13 protein-coding genes are annotated in these 15,443 nt (G+C 69.0%); 2 read left to right on the top strand and 11 right to left on the bottom strand.

Going from position 1 to position 15,443, the window contains the following annotated elements; translation table 11 throughout:
• Positions 1-281: 281 nt before the first annotated feature.
• Both CXY01_RS01955 and CXY01_RS01950 read right to left on the bottom strand, forming a co-directional pair.
• Positions 282-1,631, bottom strand: a complete 1,350-nt coding sequence (locus CXY01_RS01955) for an ApeA N-terminal domain 1-containing protein (RefSeq protein WP_146925362.1) — start codon at positions 1,629-1,631, stop codon at positions 282-284.
• A gap of 160 nt (positions 1,632-1,791) precedes the next feature.
• The gene (locus tag CXY01_RS01950; RefSeq protein ID WP_186813262.1) at positions 1,792-3,024 is read right to left on the bottom strand and encodes an AlbA family DNA-binding domain-containing protein; all 1,233 of its coding nucleotides are present in this window, start codon (positions 3,022-3,024) and stop codon (positions 1,792-1,794) included.
• An 844-nt stretch (positions 3,025-3,868) separates the two neighbouring features.
• On the opposite strand from CXY01_RS01950, the gene CXY01_RS01945 reads away from it, so the two are divergent.
• Positions 3,869-4,318, top strand: a complete 450-nt coding sequence (locus CXY01_RS01945) for a DUF4145 domain-containing protein (RefSeq protein ID WP_186813261.1) — start codon at positions 3,869-3,871, stop codon at positions 4,316-4,318.
• A 490-nt stretch (positions 4,319-4,808) separates the two neighbouring features.
• On the opposite strand, the gene CXY01_RS01940 is transcribed toward CXY01_RS01945, so the two are convergent.
• From CXY01_RS01940 to CXY01_RS01930, 3 genes are all read right to left on the bottom strand, one after another.
• The gene (locus tag CXY01_RS01940; protein WP_146925359.1) at positions 4,809-6,080 is read right to left on the bottom strand and encodes an ApeA N-terminal domain 1-containing protein; all 1,272 of its coding nucleotides are present in this window, start codon (positions 6,078-6,080) and stop codon (positions 4,809-4,811) included.
• Positions 6,081-6,364: 284 nt separating this feature from the next.
• Positions 6,365-7,051, bottom strand: coding sequence for a potassium channel family protein (locus CXY01_RS01935; RefSeq protein WP_246124938.1), 687 nt, complete (start codon positions 7,049-7,051; stop codon positions 6,365-6,367).
• Positions 7,052-7,638: 587 nt separating this feature from the next.
• Positions 7,639-9,213: an HD-GYP domain-containing protein gene (locus tag CXY01_RS01930; RefSeq protein WP_146925357.1), complete on the bottom strand. Its 1,575-nt coding sequence runs from the start codon at positions 9,211-9,213 to the stop codon at positions 7,639-7,641.
• Between the two features lie 133 nt (positions 9,214-9,346).
• On the opposite strand from CXY01_RS01930, the gene CXY01_RS01925 reads away from it, so the two are divergent.
• Positions 9,347-9,847: a DUF4334 domain-containing protein gene (locus CXY01_RS01925; RefSeq protein WP_146925356.1), complete on the top strand. Its 501-nt coding sequence runs from the start codon at positions 9,347-9,349 to the stop codon at positions 9,845-9,847.
• A 15-nt stretch (positions 9,848-9,862) separates the two neighbouring features.
• On the opposite strand, the gene CXY01_RS01920 is transcribed toward CXY01_RS01925, so the two are convergent.
• The 6 genes from CXY01_RS01920 to CXY01_RS01895 form a co-directional block, all read right to left on the bottom strand.
• Complete coding sequence (locus CXY01_RS01920; protein WP_146925355.1) at positions 9,863-10,807, bottom strand: patatin-like phospholipase family protein; 945 nt, start codon at positions 10,805-10,807, stop codon at positions 9,863-9,865.
• Positions 10,808-11,006: 199 nt separating this feature from the next.
• Entirely contained in the window at positions 11,007-12,116 is a 1,110-nt protein-coding gene (locus tag CXY01_RS01915) for a DNA glycosylase AlkZ-like family protein (protein WP_146925354.1), read from the bottom strand.
• 145 nt (positions 12,117-12,261) lie between these two features.
• Positions 12,262-13,233: an aldo/keto reductase gene (locus CXY01_RS01910; protein WP_146925353.1), complete on the bottom strand. Its 972-nt coding sequence runs from the start codon at positions 13,231-13,233 to the stop codon at positions 12,262-12,264.
• Between the two features lie 96 nt (positions 13,234-13,329).
• Positions 13,330-13,920 (bottom strand): GNAT family N-acetyltransferase, encoded by a 591-nt coding sequence (locus CXY01_RS01905; RefSeq protein WP_146925352.1) that lies wholly within the window; start codon positions 13,918-13,920, stop codon positions 13,330-13,332.
• Between the two features lie 10 nt (positions 13,921-13,930).
• Positions 13,931-14,872: a carbon-nitrogen hydrolase family protein gene (locus tag CXY01_RS01900; protein WP_146925351.1), complete on the bottom strand. Its 942-nt coding sequence runs from the start codon at positions 14,870-14,872 to the stop codon at positions 13,931-13,933.
• Positions 14,873-14,922: 50 nt separating this feature from the next.
• A complete protein-coding gene (locus CXY01_RS01895; protein WP_146925552.1) occupies positions 14,923-15,438 on the bottom strand; it encodes a gluconokinase in 516 nt (171 codons plus the stop codon).
• Positions 15,439-15,443 lie beyond the last annotated feature (5 nt).

Genomic DNA, 15,443 nt, shown 5'->3' with positions numbered 1-15,443 from the left:
GCTCCGGCGGTCGGCGACTTCCGTTCTGTCCGGAACGGTCCGATTCCCTGAACTTCAAGACGGCGAGCACGGCAAATTATCGGGCCGCCCACGTCTCGATTCCGTCCATGCCCGCGGAGATTGCCTCTGCACGTTCCCTCCGTTGGCCGTGCCAGGATCCGACCAGCGCCTAACCCTTCGCTGACACCGTGCCAAAACGTCGCCCGTGGCGGGGAGCCCGAGTGAGCGACTGTCTAAGAGGAGTCAACTGAATTCAGCACCGCGAGCACATCGAGCTAAATTCAACGGACGGGCGGAGTCTCGCCAACGAAGTCGATGAGCGCAGGGAAGTTCTCCTTGATGTTCTTCGCTCGCGCCCAAAAGGGATGGCGCGCCTCAACCAACTCGCGTGCGCGAGCCACAGTGAACCCGAATCCGACGAGGACGCTCGCCTCAAATAGCAATGAGAGCGCCTCAAACGCCGCGTGGAGGGGGCGTGGGTCCGCCACCAACTCTCTTGCTCGCGGGTCGCCATGAAGCACGATGTTCCTGAGCTTGCCGACGTAAAAGCCCCATCGATCGGTGCCGTCCACGAGGGCTGAAATGAACTGATCCAACTCCAAGTCCATGCGCTCGACTGGGACGTAGAACGCCCCGGACCGCTTCTCGCCGGGGTGGTTCGAGCGGTCATACGCGTCGATCACCTGCGTGAGGTTCACGAACTGTGACTGGTCGCCGCCGCCTCGCTTCGACAGCATCTCGGCGTAACGCTCGAACGCGAGACGATGCTTAGTCACACTTGCCAGCACACGCGGCAGTTGCACCGCAAAGTCGAAGTCTTCAAGTCGATGAAGGTACGAGAGGCTGTTCGGAGCGAGCCCGGCGTGCCCGCCATGGAAGCGCCTGAGCGTCACCCAGGCGGTCTGAAACGCTGACACCTCAACGTCTTCAACCCAAGCCGGGTTGGTCGCACGAACGGATATCGCGCCGGGCATCTGCCCAGTTGCCGTCAGCAGAAGCACCTGGAGCGGGTAGCCGTAACGCGACATGGCATCGTGGATTGGAACTGGCTCGTCGAGCACGTATTCGAACCGGCTCTGAGCCTGCAGCTCAGTCCTGTGGGTGATCGTGTCTTCGTGGACGTAGGAGTCATCGATCAGACTGAGCCTGCCGCCATCTACCAGTGCTGCCAGGTCGGCGGGGCGGGAGAACGTCACCGAAGCGCTCTCGAGCCCTTCGGGCTTGCGCATCTTCTCGACCGAGAACGGCTTCCAGTTCGTCCACGCGTCCTGATCGGTGAACCTGAGCCGGAGCGACGTAACCCGTAGTTCATCCTCAGAGGTCAGATAGATACTGCCTTCGATGGCGTACTGAGGGCGGATACGGATGTCCTGCTGACTCGTGACCCCAGTCTTGCCCCCAACTGAGCGGCACCCAATGAGAGTCACCGCCTCGCGGAAGACCTCTCCGAGAAGGATGTCAGGCACGCTTTCGTCGGGCATGAAGGCGAGCGATCCCTCGCCGTCGAACGTCTCAAAGATGTGCACCTCAACATGTCCGTCCTCGTCGACCCGGTAGGAGCCAGGAGCACCGTCCTTCTCGTCTCGTCCAGGATGGAACCAACGCGTGTGGTGAGTCTCGCCGATGTCCATGGTCATCATCGTCCTCCACCGCCGCCAGCGTTGGGGCGAACCACCGCGAGGAACTGGATGTCGGCAAAAACGCGGCGACCTCGAGGCCACGAATTGGAGTCACTGCAGCTGCTTGGCCTCGCCTTGCATCCGCGACCAGACGCCAGGGACCGCCACGACGTCAGGCCACAAAGCGCGTCCGCGTCAAACCGCCCTGATGCAGCAGGTCTAAAGCGAGCCGGCGCACCGCAGCACCCAACTCGGGCAAGGCGGCGTCGGCAGAGATCTCGATACCGGTCGGCTCGATTTCGTGCACCATCAGGACCGGCTCCACCAGGTGATGAAGATCTACGACGTTCGGATCCGGCCACACGAACCGGAGCGCCTCGGGCTGGTTCCACACAACAGCGACTTTCACCATGTATTCACCGACGACTCCGAGCGCACGGCCCGTCGCGCCCATCGTGGCGACAAGGCGGGCTACGTCCTTCTCGAGCTCCAGTCCTGGCACGACCGTGCCGCCGTACGCCCCGACTCGTGGAGCCTCCAAGGCGTCAGTCAGGCTGGCCGACCCGTCCAGGTGGACCGAGATCGTTCGATCGCGATCGGGCCCAGCGGCGAATCGGCGAAGACCGGGCCTCGGCGGCAAGTCACGAACGTGCGGCTCGAGGGGCAGGTTGCCGATCGCGCGGTACAGCTGCTTGGCCTCGTGCAGAATCTCGGCGGCCTCCTCGGAGGTCATCACGACGCCCCGACGCGCCTCGACCGGCACCGCGGCGCCGACGAAGACCACGCGGCCGCGCCAGTCGCTGGCCAGCCTCAGGCGAGCAACCCTGACCTGCGCCTCGACCAACGAGTCAAGGGCCTGCTGTCGGTCGCGTTGTCCGGCGAATCGGTGGCGGTAAGCCTGCTCGAGGTCCCACTCGCCCATCCAAGCGGTCTGAGCTCCGTACCGACGGGGGGCCTGGAAGAGTCGCTCGTCCTTGCTCAGAAGATGCGGCACTTCAGGGCTGGCTGGCACGCGCAGCACCAAGAGGTTGCCCCGCTCGGGGGCACTCACAGTGATGAAACGCAGGTCCCGCACCGCCGGACGGATACTGCCGTAGGCAATGCCGCGGAGTTGCTGCTCGACAGCCTGCCCCAGCGGCCCGACGTCGCACACCTCAAGGGCCGCGGACGTCTTTCGGTGTTCGCGAACTCCGTATACCAGCCAGCCCCCTCCACTGTTCGCCATCGCGGCGACGTCCTTGGCGAACTTCTCCTTCCACTCGGGCTCGCCGGAGTGCTGCGGGAGCTCAACCTTCCAGTCGAGGTCGTCCGTCTCAAGCACGCCTGCGACTACAGCTGCGTCGAACAGTTCGTGGGTCAAGTCGCCGGGCTCACGAGCGAGCGCGCGGTGGATCGGGGTGAACACCGTCGCCTCCTCCCGGCACGACTGCCGCGCCGACCGGTTCAGCGTAGGTGTCGAGAACACCCCACACGGGCTGGTTCCCAGCTCCATAGCTCTCAGACCGGATTCGCATCGGCTTCCGACGCACTTCGCTGGTCCACTCCTTCTCGGACGGGGCATCGGCGTCACGGCGCGCTGCCGGCGGCGCTGGCGATGCAGCAGGGGCCGACGTGGTGGACATGGTGATCGACGTCGGAGCAACCTCGGCAAGAAATTCGCCACGCTCAAGCTTTGACTGGATGAAGCCGAGCAGCTCCAGCTCTGCGGGCCATCGTCTCGCCCATTCGGGTCGGCGCCGGCCGATGTTGTGCACTCAAGCTGCGCGACGAATCGTACGGGAAGTGGTGAGCGATCCGGCAGACGCAGTCCGTTGGGCTCTCCTGGCTGTACTGCTCCCTGGTAGTCAGCGGTAGGCCTTGATGCCGACGTCGTTGATGGGGACGACGGAGTAGCGAGGGGAGAACGGCTCGAGGGGCAGCCTCGAGGAGGCCGTTCACGCGGAGCTCCCGTTCGTTCGGTTGGCGGTCGCGGTGGGCTCGATCTACGCGCGAGACTCATCGCCGTGGTAAATGAGCGCGTGGTTCAAGGTCAGGACGCCCGTGTTGGCTCGACTCGCGTCGTTCGATGCGTGATCTGCGAGTCCGCTCAGGCAGGCACCGTCGTTGCCGCTATGAATTGGAGCGGGCGGGACAGTGGCGGCGAGTGGGCGTCGCCGCCAGCCGAGTACGCGCTCCTCCGATGCAACGCGTGCGGCGACGCGACCTTGCAGGTCCGAGAGGATGTCGGTGGGGAGGGCATGGATCAACCTGTGACGGTTTACCCCGCTCCGCGGCAAATTGGCTGGGGCGTTCCCGACGCACTGCGCCAGGTCTGGACTGAGGCAACCAAGTGCTTCGAAGCAAGCGCCTACGCGGCCACCGTGGTTATGGTGCGTCGGACGCTCGAAGGGACCTGCCAGCTGCAGGGCGTAACGGAACGGAACCTCAGCACGGCCCTCGGCAAGATGAAGGAGCGAGGTCTCGTCGACGAGACCCTCATGCAGTGGTCGACGGCACTTCGAATTGTGGGCAATAAGGGTGCCCACTTCGGCGATCATGTGAGTAGGCAGGATGCCGAGGATGCGCTTCACTTCGCGGAGGCCTTTCTGAACCACGTTTACGTGCTTCGTGTTCGCTTCGAGGAGTTCCAGCAGCGGGTCGGCACCCCGACCCGCCCCCCCGCCCCGCGAACGGACGGGGCTGGCGGGCACGCCTCTTAGGCGGCGACGAAGATCGCTAGGACTGACTTCCTCGAGGAACGTGCGGCGTGATCTGCGCATGCGTCATGCCGAGCGCGGCGAGCGCCTTCTCGTCGACGACGTCTCGCCTGCGGGCCGCCGGCGCGGTTGCGCGAGGATCTCAAACCCGCGGCGGATTGGTGCGCTCCACCCGGGAACCGCAATCAGTAGTTGGAGAAACTGCCGGATGCACGTGCCACGCACCGAAGGCCTGGGATGCGACCGAAAGCGACGCGGCCGAAGTGGCGCCTCCCGGAAGCACGTACGAACAGAGTGCCCAAAGCGGAGTCACTGTCACCCCTGCGTTCTGTTGCGTGCGGAGGCGCAGGCCAACTTACGGCGGGAACGTCGATCGGCCGCACGCATGAGCCTCCTTCGATGCTGACCGTGTCAGGCTCGTCGAGCGTCCGGGCGGAGCCACCGATTGGGTTCGAGGGGCACGACACCGCGGGTTGCGCAGTCGCTGTCGGGGTCACCGTCCTTCGGACAGATTGGTTTGCAGAACCTCAGGCGAGACCCCGAGTTCGACAGCGAGCCAGCAACGGAGCAACGTCAGGCCCTGCTTCGCGCGCTCGTAGGCGTCGAGGGCATCAGGGAGAGCGTTGTCGGCGTGCTTTACGCCCTTGTATGCCGCATTGAAAGCTCTGCACCAGCCGTCGATCGATTCGGACCCGACGACCGCCGACGGCGCAAATCCGATCGAGTCGATGATGGATGTGAGCAGCCGCGTGAACGTCCGCGCTGGGGGGACCCGGTCACGTTGTGCAATCGCCGCGCCCAGGGCTTCGAGCGCGACCGCGATGTGGAGCAGGCGAGACTCGACGGGGAGGTCCTGGTGGAAGAGCGGAGTTACGCCGATCCACGTGGGGCGCGACCACAACGCGTACTCCGAAAGCCAGGTCGACACCCTGTCGGGCTTGGTATCGCTGAGGTAGAACAACGGCCGAACGCGGTCGGTTAACGTCGTCGCACCGCGCGACGATCGACCAAACGTCGGCTGGTACGCGTCGCGCCAGAGTCTCCGTTCATCGGTAGGCGCAGTCTCTTGATCGTCCTCATGCATCACCGAACCGATCCGGGCGCTGCAGGCTTGCCCGTAGACCAGGCACATGAGGTCCTGGATCATCCGATGGGCACTAGCGTGCGTGTCCCACGCGACTGGCTCTGCACTTCGGGTCCGGACCTCGAGTGCGGTCGAGATCGAATAGACGCCTCCCGTTGGCTCGGGGCTGTGCGTGTACGACGTCGTCAGTTCCAATCCGAGAGGCCCTCCGAGTGGAACGCCGTCCAGGTTTCTGGCACGGATCGTTAGCTCGACGACTCCTTTGCTGGCCTCCTCCCATCGGACCTCCTGAGTGACGGGGGTCCTCTGCGCCCAGGCCGCAAGCCCGTCGGTGCTGGACTGCATCCCGTTCACGGATGCGTAGTCCACGCCTCGAGCCCCTGCGCTCACAGCGCGGTAGTACCTGATGCGATGCTCGGAGTGACCAAGGGACGAGGCCGACGTGCCTAGGGACCTGCCCTGTTGGACCGTGAGCCAGCCAGAGCCGTTCCGGAGGATCAGGGGGTCGGGTACGTAGGGGTCGGCGTCTCTCGTGAACGCCTCGAACATGTCTATGGCTTCGGGCCAGACCACTTCGACGCCGTTCTCATCAAGCGTCGCAATCACAACTTCGTCCTGGCTCGACTCACCCGAGCGTGTGTGCGCTATCAAGCGAGTCCCGAGTTCGAGCTTGGACCTCACTGCACGACCCCCGCCTGCACTCGGACACGGGGGGTCGTGAGGAGTTCTAGGGGCTCGTAGCCATCTGTCATGGGGCAAGCATCCTGGTGCGACTGCACGATGCACAGCCTGGTCGCTCGCCTCATTCGAGTGACCGACGTGTCCACGGCGTGCTAAAAGGACTAATCGCTGGCGCTTCTCGAGGGACAATTCCCGCGTGCGCTAGACCGCGGATCGGCAAGATCACCCGCGTGTCGCGCTCTCCGCGTTTGGAGGTGAAGTCCGGGAGGGTGGAAGCGACTTCCTCAGCGCGGTAGCCGATCCCCGCCAGGTCCCGCCGACGATGCAGCAAGTTCGTCAGCCAGACGTCGCACCTCGGCGGTCAGCTGCTCGACCTGAACCCGCGTCGCTGCCTGGTCGTCGTCGGTCGCCTCGGCGACCCGCTCGACCAGCCACGACGCCAGCGTTGCGGTCACCACACCGAGCAGGGCGATTCCGGCAACCATGAGCGCGGCGGCAACGAACCGACCCGTCGTCGTCACCGGGTAGCGATCGCCGTATCCGACGGTCGTCATCGTGGTGATCGCCCACCAGAAGCCGTCACCGAGGTTCGCGATGTTCGTACCCGACTGCCCTCGCTCGGCATCGGTGACAGCGAGAGCACCGCAGGTGATCAGCAACGCGGTAGAGCCGACGACGTAGGTGACGACCCGACCGCGCAGAGTGTGCGAGCCGACCCTGTTCAGCACGCCGACGAGCGCCACGAGACGCAGCAACCGAAGAGGCCGCAAGATCGGCAGGAGGATCACCGCAAGGTCGAGCGGGTGCCGCTTTACGAAGCCCCACCGACGTTCGGAGAGCGCCAACCGACCGAAGTAGTCGATCGCGAAGACCACCCAGGTGATGCGGACCACTATCTCGCATGCCACCCGGGCGTCGTAACTCATCGTCGGGATCGCGATCGGCAACCCGTAGGCGAGCAAGAAGATCACGGCGGCGATGGACAGGGGCCACTCACTGCGTCGCTCCCAACGCTCAACTCGGTTAGCAGCCACGCTGATCGACCAGCCAGTACCAGATTTTCGTCGCCCAGATGATCACCTCTGAAGACTGCCTGCCGAGTCGCTGTCGCGGCATGAGGCGCACGGTGCGCATGACGACCGGTTCATGATGTGGAGGGCGTTACGCCATCCACGCCGCCTCGAATCACGGATGCACCGTCGAGGACCTTGCTGTAGCGGGGCGGCCCAATGGGTCTCTGAGCAAGGCGTGCACTGGCTGGTTCAAGGTGGGTCCATGAATGTATATGCACCAGCCGTGCGATCTCAGTCGCGCTGTAAACCCCTCATGGCGTGTAGCAACCCATTCCCGTTCGGTGGCGTCCGCAGACGGTCGTGGGTAGCCGCCCGCCCATGTGACCATCGCAGACGGTCATCGGCGAACTCCGGCGAACGCGCTTCTTCTGCCTGACACGGAAGAGGTCACTGGTTCGATCCCAGTATCGCCCACCAGCATCACCGCAGGTCAGAGGCCGTTCCGGAACACTCCGGGGCGGCCTTCTCCTCGTTCTCCGCCGGATCTACTCCGACGTGGCCTCGCCCTGGGCCGACCCTTCGTCGCTCGCGCCCTTCCCGCCGTCCTGCACCGTCATGCCCTTCTGCTGCTCCTCCTCTCGGGCCTCCTTCTCCCGCTCCCTCTCCCGGGCCTCCATCTCCCGCTCCTCCTCCCGGGCCTCCTTCTCCTGCTCCCGCTCGCGAGCGTCCGCCTCCTTGTCCCGGGTGCTCTTCTCGTCCTTCGGCCCGCTCGAGCCGGCGCCGCCGGGGACAGGGCCCGGCTGGGCCGTCGGCGGGAGCACCTCGGGTGCAGATGGGGCCGGCGGGACGATGTCCGGTGCCTCGTCGGTCGGCGTCGGCAGGGCCACGGGGCTCACGGTCGCGCCCGTGTCGGGCGGTTGAGGGGTGCTGACCGCCGCCGAGTCAGTGGGGACGGCAGGCGGCGGCTCCGGGGCGAGCGGCGCACCAGCCAGGGCTCCTCCTGCCGTCGCGGCCGATGCCGAGAGCACCAGACCGATCGCTCCCGTGCTCTTGAGGGCGCCCGCAGCGGTGACCTTCTGGAGGACCGAGGACAGGTCCGGGGTGAACGACGGCAGGACCGGGAGAGCCGAGAGGACGCTGACCGGTCCGGCAACCCGACGGAGCTTGCCCAGTCCCACAGCGAGCAGGGCGCGGACGACCTGCGGATCGAACTGGTGCCCTGCGCACCGCGCCAGCTCCTCACGCGCAGCGGCGGCCGGGAGAGCTCGCTTGTACGAGCGCGCGGAGGTGATCGCGTCGTAGGCGTCGGCGACAGCGACGATGCGGGCGCCGATGCTGATCCGCTCCCCCGACAGGCCGGCCGGGTAGCCTCCGCCGTCCCAGCGTTCATGGTGCTGGCCGATGACGTCGAGCCACGGACCGAGCCACTCGCGCAGCGGCTCGGCAACCTCCATGCCGGCCTCCGGATGCTGCGCCAGGACGGCCCACTCGTGCGTCGTGGGCTGTCCCGGCTTGCTCAGCACGCTGACGGGGACGCGCAGCTTTCCCACGTCATGCAGGAGGGCCGCCCAGCTGAGCCTGGTGGCGTCGAGCTCGGACATGCCCAGCTCCTTTGCGATGAGAGCCGAGTAGGCCTGCACACGCTCCGAGTGGCTCCGGGTGAGCTGGTCGTGGTCGCTGATGGCTGCGACGAGGCCGAGGACGCGAGCCGCGTGGTCGTCGGCAGGGCGCAGCGCTCGACGCCGTCGCGGGTTCCCGTACCTTCCGTGCAGCGTGGTCGGCGAGTAGTGCCGCATCGCCGCGGCGACGCGCGACGGCGCACGGTCGGGGAAGTAGAGCGTGAGCCGGAGCAAGGTCGCCAACGGCACGAGCTTGCGGCCCAGACGCGTCGCCACGGCGAGGACGACGGTCGCGACGAGAACCTCGACGACCAGCCAGGCCCACGGGTTCACACCGAGGCGGCGCGGCGGGAACCAGGTCACGGCGGCCAGCCCCAGGCCGACCGAGAGAGCGATGGGGCCGATGGCGATCATGGTCCGGACGGCCGCCGCCAGGAGCGGGTGCGCCTTCCATGCCCCGAGACTCGCGTCGTCGTAGTTCTGCGTCGGACCGAAGGCCATCTACCTTTGTCGTCATTCTCTTTTCCGACCTTGACGACACCGTCGAGTGACCACTCGTCCGCGCACAGTGACGGTCGGCACGCGGGGCGGTCGTCGTTCCGGTGCCGTGCACACGGAGAGCGAAGGAGGCGACGTGTCCCCTGGCCTGGACCACTACGACACGCTCCCTGCGGTTCCGGCAGACCGCCTGCGGGGCTTGTGGCGGGGGTCGGGCGAGCCGACCGGGCACCGGCTCGACGGCGTGCTGGAGCAGCTCGGCTGGTTCGGCAAGCGGTTCGAGGACGACGAGCGGGTGCACCCGCTCGTGTTCCGGACCCGGCGTGGCCTGACGAGCATCAACCCTGCCCTCGTGCCCCTCGGCGTCGTCCTGCGCGTGGCTCCTCTGCTGCACACGTCGGCGGCCGCCAGGGCGTTCGCGGTCGCCCGGCCGCTGGTCTCGACGCGTCGCCCGCACGCGCGGCTCCGCGACGTGCGGTACCGGGGTGTGCTGTCGGCGGCGCTCGTCTACGACGACCTGCCCGTCATCGACGCGTTCCGGGCGGTCGACGACGACACCGTGCTCGGCGCCATGGACGCGCGCGGGATGCCGGAGCCCTACCTCTTCCGGCTCACCCGGGTCGGCGTTCCCGGCTGAGCGAGGCTCGCACCGTCAGCGCCAGAGCTCGACGAGCCGCTCGGCGAGGGCTCGGCCCTGCTCCTCACCTGCTCGAGCGGCGAGCGGTCGCAGCGACAGGTCCATCGCGTTCGCACCGAACAGGTGCTCGGAACCGCTCTCGGGGACGATCGTCTCCACCCTGCTGCCCCCGGCGCGCAGCGCGTCGACCTGCGTGCTCAGGTGTGTGCCCCACTCGGGCGGGTAGAGCGACCTGCCGCCGAGCGGGGACAGCACCAGCACCCGGTCGTACCCCGCTGCCAGGTCGGCGTTCTCGGCGTTGGTCCGGTAGCCACCGTCGATGTATCCCCTGCCGCGGATGCGGAACGCCGAACCACCTCCGGATGTGCTGGCGGCGACGGCGTCGACGAGGTCGACGCCGCTGTGGCGGTCGAACACCACCGGGTCGCCCTTGTGGGCGTCGACTGCGGTGATGAGCACCGCTCGGTGCGGCCAGTCCCGGCCGGGCAGACGCGAGGCGACGGTCGCGCGCCATCGCGCCTGCCCGGCGGTGTCCGACGACGCCTCGGCGTCGAGCGTCGCGGCGCCCATCGTGCGCCGCATGTCGGCCGCGTCGGCCGCGTCGGCGATGATCCGCCGGAACCGGTCCAGGTGGTCCGTCACCGGCGCGGCCGGCCCGCGTCGTGCGTCGGGTCCGACGGGGCCCGTCCGCCGCGGCGGGGTCGTGGCAAGGACGGCGGCCAGCAGCTCGGGCGGGGTCGCACCGGCGAGCTGGGCCGCGGCGGTCGCGCCGGCCGACGTGCCGACCGTCAGGTCGGCCGTGGTCACGTCGAGCCCGGCGTCGAACAGACCGGCGACGACGCCGATCAGCCACGCGTTGCCCGTGGATCCGCCGCCGCCGAGGACCAGCGCTCGCCGGCCGCGCGGGACGCGGCCGGTGGCGTCGACGGGCTGCGGGGGTGAGGCAGGGAGGAGGTTCATAGGAGTCGCCTTTCGCACGATGCGTGGCGGGGCTCCCGGTGGCGACTGGCTCAGTCGCGCGGTCGTCGACCGCGGGGAGCACCCGGTACGGACACTGCGTTCACGGGTCTCACCTCCTGCGGTCGGGTGGCGCCGACGCTACCGAGTCGCGACGTGAGCGTGCAATCGCGATTCCGGGCGTCGGTCGGATCCCCGTCGTCTACGCGACCGTGCTGTCGACCAGCGGACGGTCCAGGCTCGCACCGAGCCGGTCGATCCCCTCGTCGAGCGCGTCCGGCGCGGGCCGCGGCGCGTCGTCGAAGAAGGTCACCGCGAGCCGGTCGTGACGCACCGACCACGTCCCGACCACGACTCCCCCCGCGATTACGACGTTCGCTCCGCGGCTGACGGCTGCTCGCTGCGCGGGCGGCACGATCGTGGGGTCGGCCGTCCCGGGGCCGAGCACCCACTGGTCGTACGCGGGCAGCAGCCGGACGACGCCCGTCGGCTCGGTCCCGACGAGCTCGTCGACGTCCTCGGCCAGCACGAGTGACGCCGTGCCGTCGACCACGACAGGCGCGAGGCGGTCACGCAGCAGCTCCGCGAGCCATCCCTGGATCCGTCGACGTCCCGCGCTCAGGCCGGCGCCCAGCCAGTACTGCACGTGGTCGGCGGTCGTCGGGCCGTACGCCCGCACGTAGGCCTCGATCGCCAGCCGGCCCGCGTCGTCCAGGTCAGGGAGCCCGGCCCAGCGCGGGTTGTGGGCGAGGAGCTGGAACGTCGGCTCCCCGTCCCGCGACGGGCCGAACGTCAGGTCGCCCTGCCACGCGAGCGCCTTGAGCAGCGTCCACGGGTCCGTCGCGAAGACCGCGCGGAGGTGCGCGTACCGGGGCCGGGCGGCGAGGGCCTCTCCGAGCTCGGCTCGCGTCAGCGGGTGGCCGCCGAGGGCGTCTCGGACGGTCTCCCGGAACGCCGGCCAGTCCTGCGGCGCGAGCCCGTAGAACTCCTGCCAGCTCGGCAGCTCCCACTGCCGGCCGGCACCGCGCAGCCTGAGGTAGATGCCACCCTCCTCGGGCGTCAGCAGGTGCACGGCTCCGCGGAAGGCGAACGTCCGCAGGAGCCGGCCGTCCCGGAGCGCCTCGGCGACCTCCCCCGGACGGGAGCTGCGCTGCCGGGTCCGGACGGCGAGCTCCGTGTCGGACTCGGCGGGGATCGCCGTCAGTCGGCGCACCACGTCCTGCACCGACGACGCGCCGACCGGGTCGAGCAGGTGCCGGCCCGTCCGCCACGCGAGCGCCTGCGGTCGCGTCACCTGCGCCGCCGTGGTCATCGGCCGATCCCGCAGGCGAGGAACCCACCCGCGGTCGACACCGCCGGCGTCCCGACGGACGGCCGGGTGACCTGCGGATCTGCGTCCATGGCACCAGCCTGCACGAGGGCGGGGTCGCGCGCGACGACTCGTACCACCCGACGCACTACCCGGTGGGGGCCTGGTAGAAGTTCCGCTCCCAGCGGTGCCGCCGGATCACCTCGTGCTGTGCCGCGGTCAGCCGCCGGCCGTCGCTCGTCGCCGCGTTCCGCTCCACGTTACGGACGGTGCGCATGCCGGCGATCACGGTGGAGACGGCCGGCTGGTCGAGGACGTAGCGCAGCGCGACGTCAGCCAGCTCGTCGGCGTCGATCTGCAGGTCCTGCACCAGCGCAGCCACGTGCTGCTCGACCTGCGCCGGTCGGTCGCCGCCGAAGAAGCGGGTGCGGAAGTCGCCCTCGGGGAACGTGGACCCCGCGGTGATGCGTCCGGTGAGTCCGCCCTCGTCGAGGGCGACCCGGACGATGACGCCGACACCGTGCTCGGCGCAGGCCGGCAGGAGGTGCTCCTGCGGCTGCTGGTGCCAGACGTTGTCGATGACCTGGACCGTGTCGACCGTGCCGCTGCGGACGAGCTCGAGCGCGTTCTCGGGCTGGTAGTCGTTGACGGACACGCCGAAGAAGCGGATCTTCCCCTCTTGCCGCAGGTCGCTGATCGTCTCGAACCAGTCGCCCTTGCCGACCCACTCGTCGCTCCAGACGTGGAACTGCAGGACGTCGAACGCCTCCAGGCCGGAGGCGGCGAGACTGGTCTCGAGGCTGCTCCGGATGTGGTCGCCGGGGAACGTCTCGTCGGGGTGCAGTCCGCCGGGTGCCGGCCAGACCCCGTTCTTCGGCGGGACCTTCGTGGCGACGTGCACCTCGGGGTGGTCACGCAGGACGCTGCCGACGATGCGCTCGCTCTCGCCGTAGCCGCGGGCGGTGTCGACGAAGTTGACGCCGAGCTCGATCGCGCGGTGCAGCGCGGCGACGGACTCGTCCTCACGAGCGCCGACCCACTGCGAGGCGCCGATCCCCCACGCGCCGTAGCCGATCTCCGAGACGGTCAGGCCGGTCTTGCCCAGCGGGCGGTACTCCATGTGGCCTCCTCGACAGGTTCGTCGTTCGCTCGTGCTCGGCCGTCTGCCGGTGTCCAGCCTCTCCCGGCGCCGGCGGCCACGCGAGCGGTCCAGGCCCTACCAGGACCACCGCACCCGCAAGGTCTCGTCCCGCAACGACTGCTCCGCACGTCGTCCCGCGTCGCTGAGGAAGCGCATCATGCGCAGGTCGGTGCTGAGCTCCGCATCACCGTCCTCGACCGTTCCGCCCGGGCAGGTGATCCACCCGAGCCGGAGGTAGAACGGCTCCAGCGGCGGGTCGCAGAACAGGCCGGCGACGTCGAAGCCCCGCTCGTCGAGCACCCGGTTCGCTGCCTGCAGCACCGCGGTCGCGTGGCCCTGGCCACGAAACGGCGGTGACGTGAGGACGCTGGCGACGCCCCCGACCTGCAGCCCGTGCCGTGCACGTCGCCGGGCACCCGCAGCACGACGGCGTGCGAGACGAGCACCCCCTGGTGCCGGACGACGACGTGCACCGGGTCGACGTCCGCCTCGAACGGCCGGTCGATCCACTGCAGGCTGCCGGCGAACAGCGACGGCCACTCGCTGCGCATCAGGGTGACCGCCTGCCACGTGATCGACGCGGGCACGTCGTCGACGCCCAGCACCTCGACGGTCAGCTGCGGGATGGGGTCCATCCTCCGAGGCTAGGAGCGGATCGCGCGTCATGGGGAGTCCGTCAGCCGTCGGCGACCGTCACGGCAGGTCGCGGCCGGGTGTCGACGGTGAGCCGGAAGATGTCGGGACGGTGGTAGTGCCCCGCAGGGTCGAAGAGGCGGCGCGCGGCGCGGACCTGGGCGAGGTCGATGTCCGCGGTGAGGATGGTCTCCTCGTGCCGGGCCGGGCCGGCGAGCAGCTCGCCGTTCGGACCGACGATCACGCTGTTCCCGGGTTCGACCCAGCCGCCGTCGCCGTCCTTGACGGTCCACACCTCGTCGCGGCGGGGGAAGTCGGCCGGGATCTGGTCGACGTGCGTGCACGGGTTCACGCCGATCACGTAGCAGCGGCCCTCGCGCGCGATGTGGCGCAGCGTCGCCACCCAGCCGTCACCGCCGGCCAGCGTGGGAGCGGTCCAGATGTCGACACCCTGGGCGTAGAGGTAGAAGCGCGCCAGGGGCATGTAGTTCTCCCAGCACGTCAGCCCGCTGAGCCGACCGAACGGCGTGTCGACGACGGGCAGGGTAGACCCGTCACCCATCCCCCAGACCGTGCGCTCCGAGCCGGTCGGCATGAGCTTGCGGTGCGTGGCGAGCAGGGTGCCGTCGGGTCCGAGGTAGAGCGTCGTGTTGTAGACGGTCGAGCCGTGGGGCTCGCGCTCCTCGACGTTGACGACCACGTAGACGCCGGCCTCGGCCGCGGCGGCGCCCAGCGCCTCGGTCACCGGCCCCGGGACGACGACCGCCTGGTCGAGCAGGAGGGCGAACCACTCCTCGTCGCCGTCCCAGATGGGGCGGGAGTCCATCCAGATCGGCGTGCCGGGGATGAACACCTCGGGGAAGACCACGAGGTGGGCGCCCTCGGCGGCGGCCTGCGCGATCAGTCGCACCGCCTTCTCGAGGCACGCCTGCCGGTCCATGAGCACCGGCGCGGCCTGGACCGCAGCGACCCGGGTGAGAGCCATGGGTGGTACCTCTCGTCACGAGCGAGGAGCGACGGCCGCCACCCCTCGGGTCACCTCGTGTCTACTCCTGTGCGCAGAACGCCCACAAGGCCGGCCGGTCGCGCCAGCCAAGCCTGCGCGGCCCCGGCCAGGGTCGCCGGGTCGAGGGTGCAGTCCAGGACGGTCCCGGTCTCGTCGTCGTCCAGCTGCTCGAGGGTCGCCAGCTGGGTGTCGAGCAGCGACACCGGCATGAAGTGGCCCTCGCGGGCACGCATCCGGGCCGCGAGCTGCTCGCGGGTGCCCGCCAGGTGCACGAACCGCACGCCGGGGACGGCATCGCGGAGCACGTCGCGGTAGGCCCGCCGCAGCGCCGAGCACGCCACGACCGCACCGCCGGGATGCGCGGCGAGCGCTCTGCCGACCTGGTGCAGCCAGGGCCACCGGTCGTCGTCGTCCAGGGGTGCGCCGCGCGCCATCTTCCGGAGGTTCGCGGCGGGGTGGAGGCTGTCGGCGTCGAGGAACGGGACCGCGAGCCGGTCGGCGAGCAGCGCGCCCACGGTCGACTTGCCGCAGCCGGAGACGCCCATCACGA

It is taken from the genome of Cellulomonas xylanilytica, from assembly GCF_007989805.1.
GTDB lineage: Bacteria > Actinomycetota > Actinomycetes > Actinomycetales > Cellulomonadaceae > Cellulomonas > Cellulomonas xylanilytica.
The sequence above is the reverse complement of the archived record's forward strand: the minus strand, read 5'-3'. Positions and strand labels throughout refer to the sequence as shown.

Excerpts from the sequence above, each read along its gene's own strand:
- CXY01_RS01955 (WP_146925362.1), bottom strand. The coding sequence starts at position 1,631 with ATGGACATCGGCGAGACTCACCACACGCGTTGGTTCCATCCTGGACGA.
- CXY01_RS01930 (WP_146925357.1), bottom strand. The coding sequence starts at position 9,213 with ATGGCCTTCGGTCCGACGCAGAACTACGACGACGCGAGTCTCGGGGCA.
- CXY01_RS01920 (WP_146925355.1), bottom strand. The coding sequence starts at position 10,807 with ATGAACCTCCTCCCTGCCTCACCCCCGCAGCCCGTCGACGCCACCGGC.
- CXY01_RS01915 (WP_146925354.1), bottom strand. The coding sequence starts at position 12,116 with ATGACCACGGCGGCGCAGGTGACGCGACCGCAGGCGCTCGCGTGGCGG.
- CXY01_RS01910 (WP_146925353.1), bottom strand. The coding sequence starts at position 13,233 with ATGGAGTACCGCCCGCTGGGCAAGACCGGCCTGACCGTCTCGGAGATC.
- CXY01_RS01905 (WP_146925352.1), bottom strand. The coding sequence starts at position 13,920 with ATGACGCGCGATCCGCTCCTAGCCTCGGAGGATGGACCCCATCCCGCA.
- CXY01_RS01900 (WP_146925351.1), bottom strand. The coding sequence starts at position 14,872 with ATGGCTCTCACCCGGGTCGCTGCGGTCCAGGCCGCGCCGGTGCTCATG.
- CXY01_RS01895 (WP_146925552.1), bottom strand. The coding sequence starts at position 15,438 with ATGGGCGTCTCCGGCTGCGGCAAGTCGACCGTGGGCGCGCTGCTCGCC.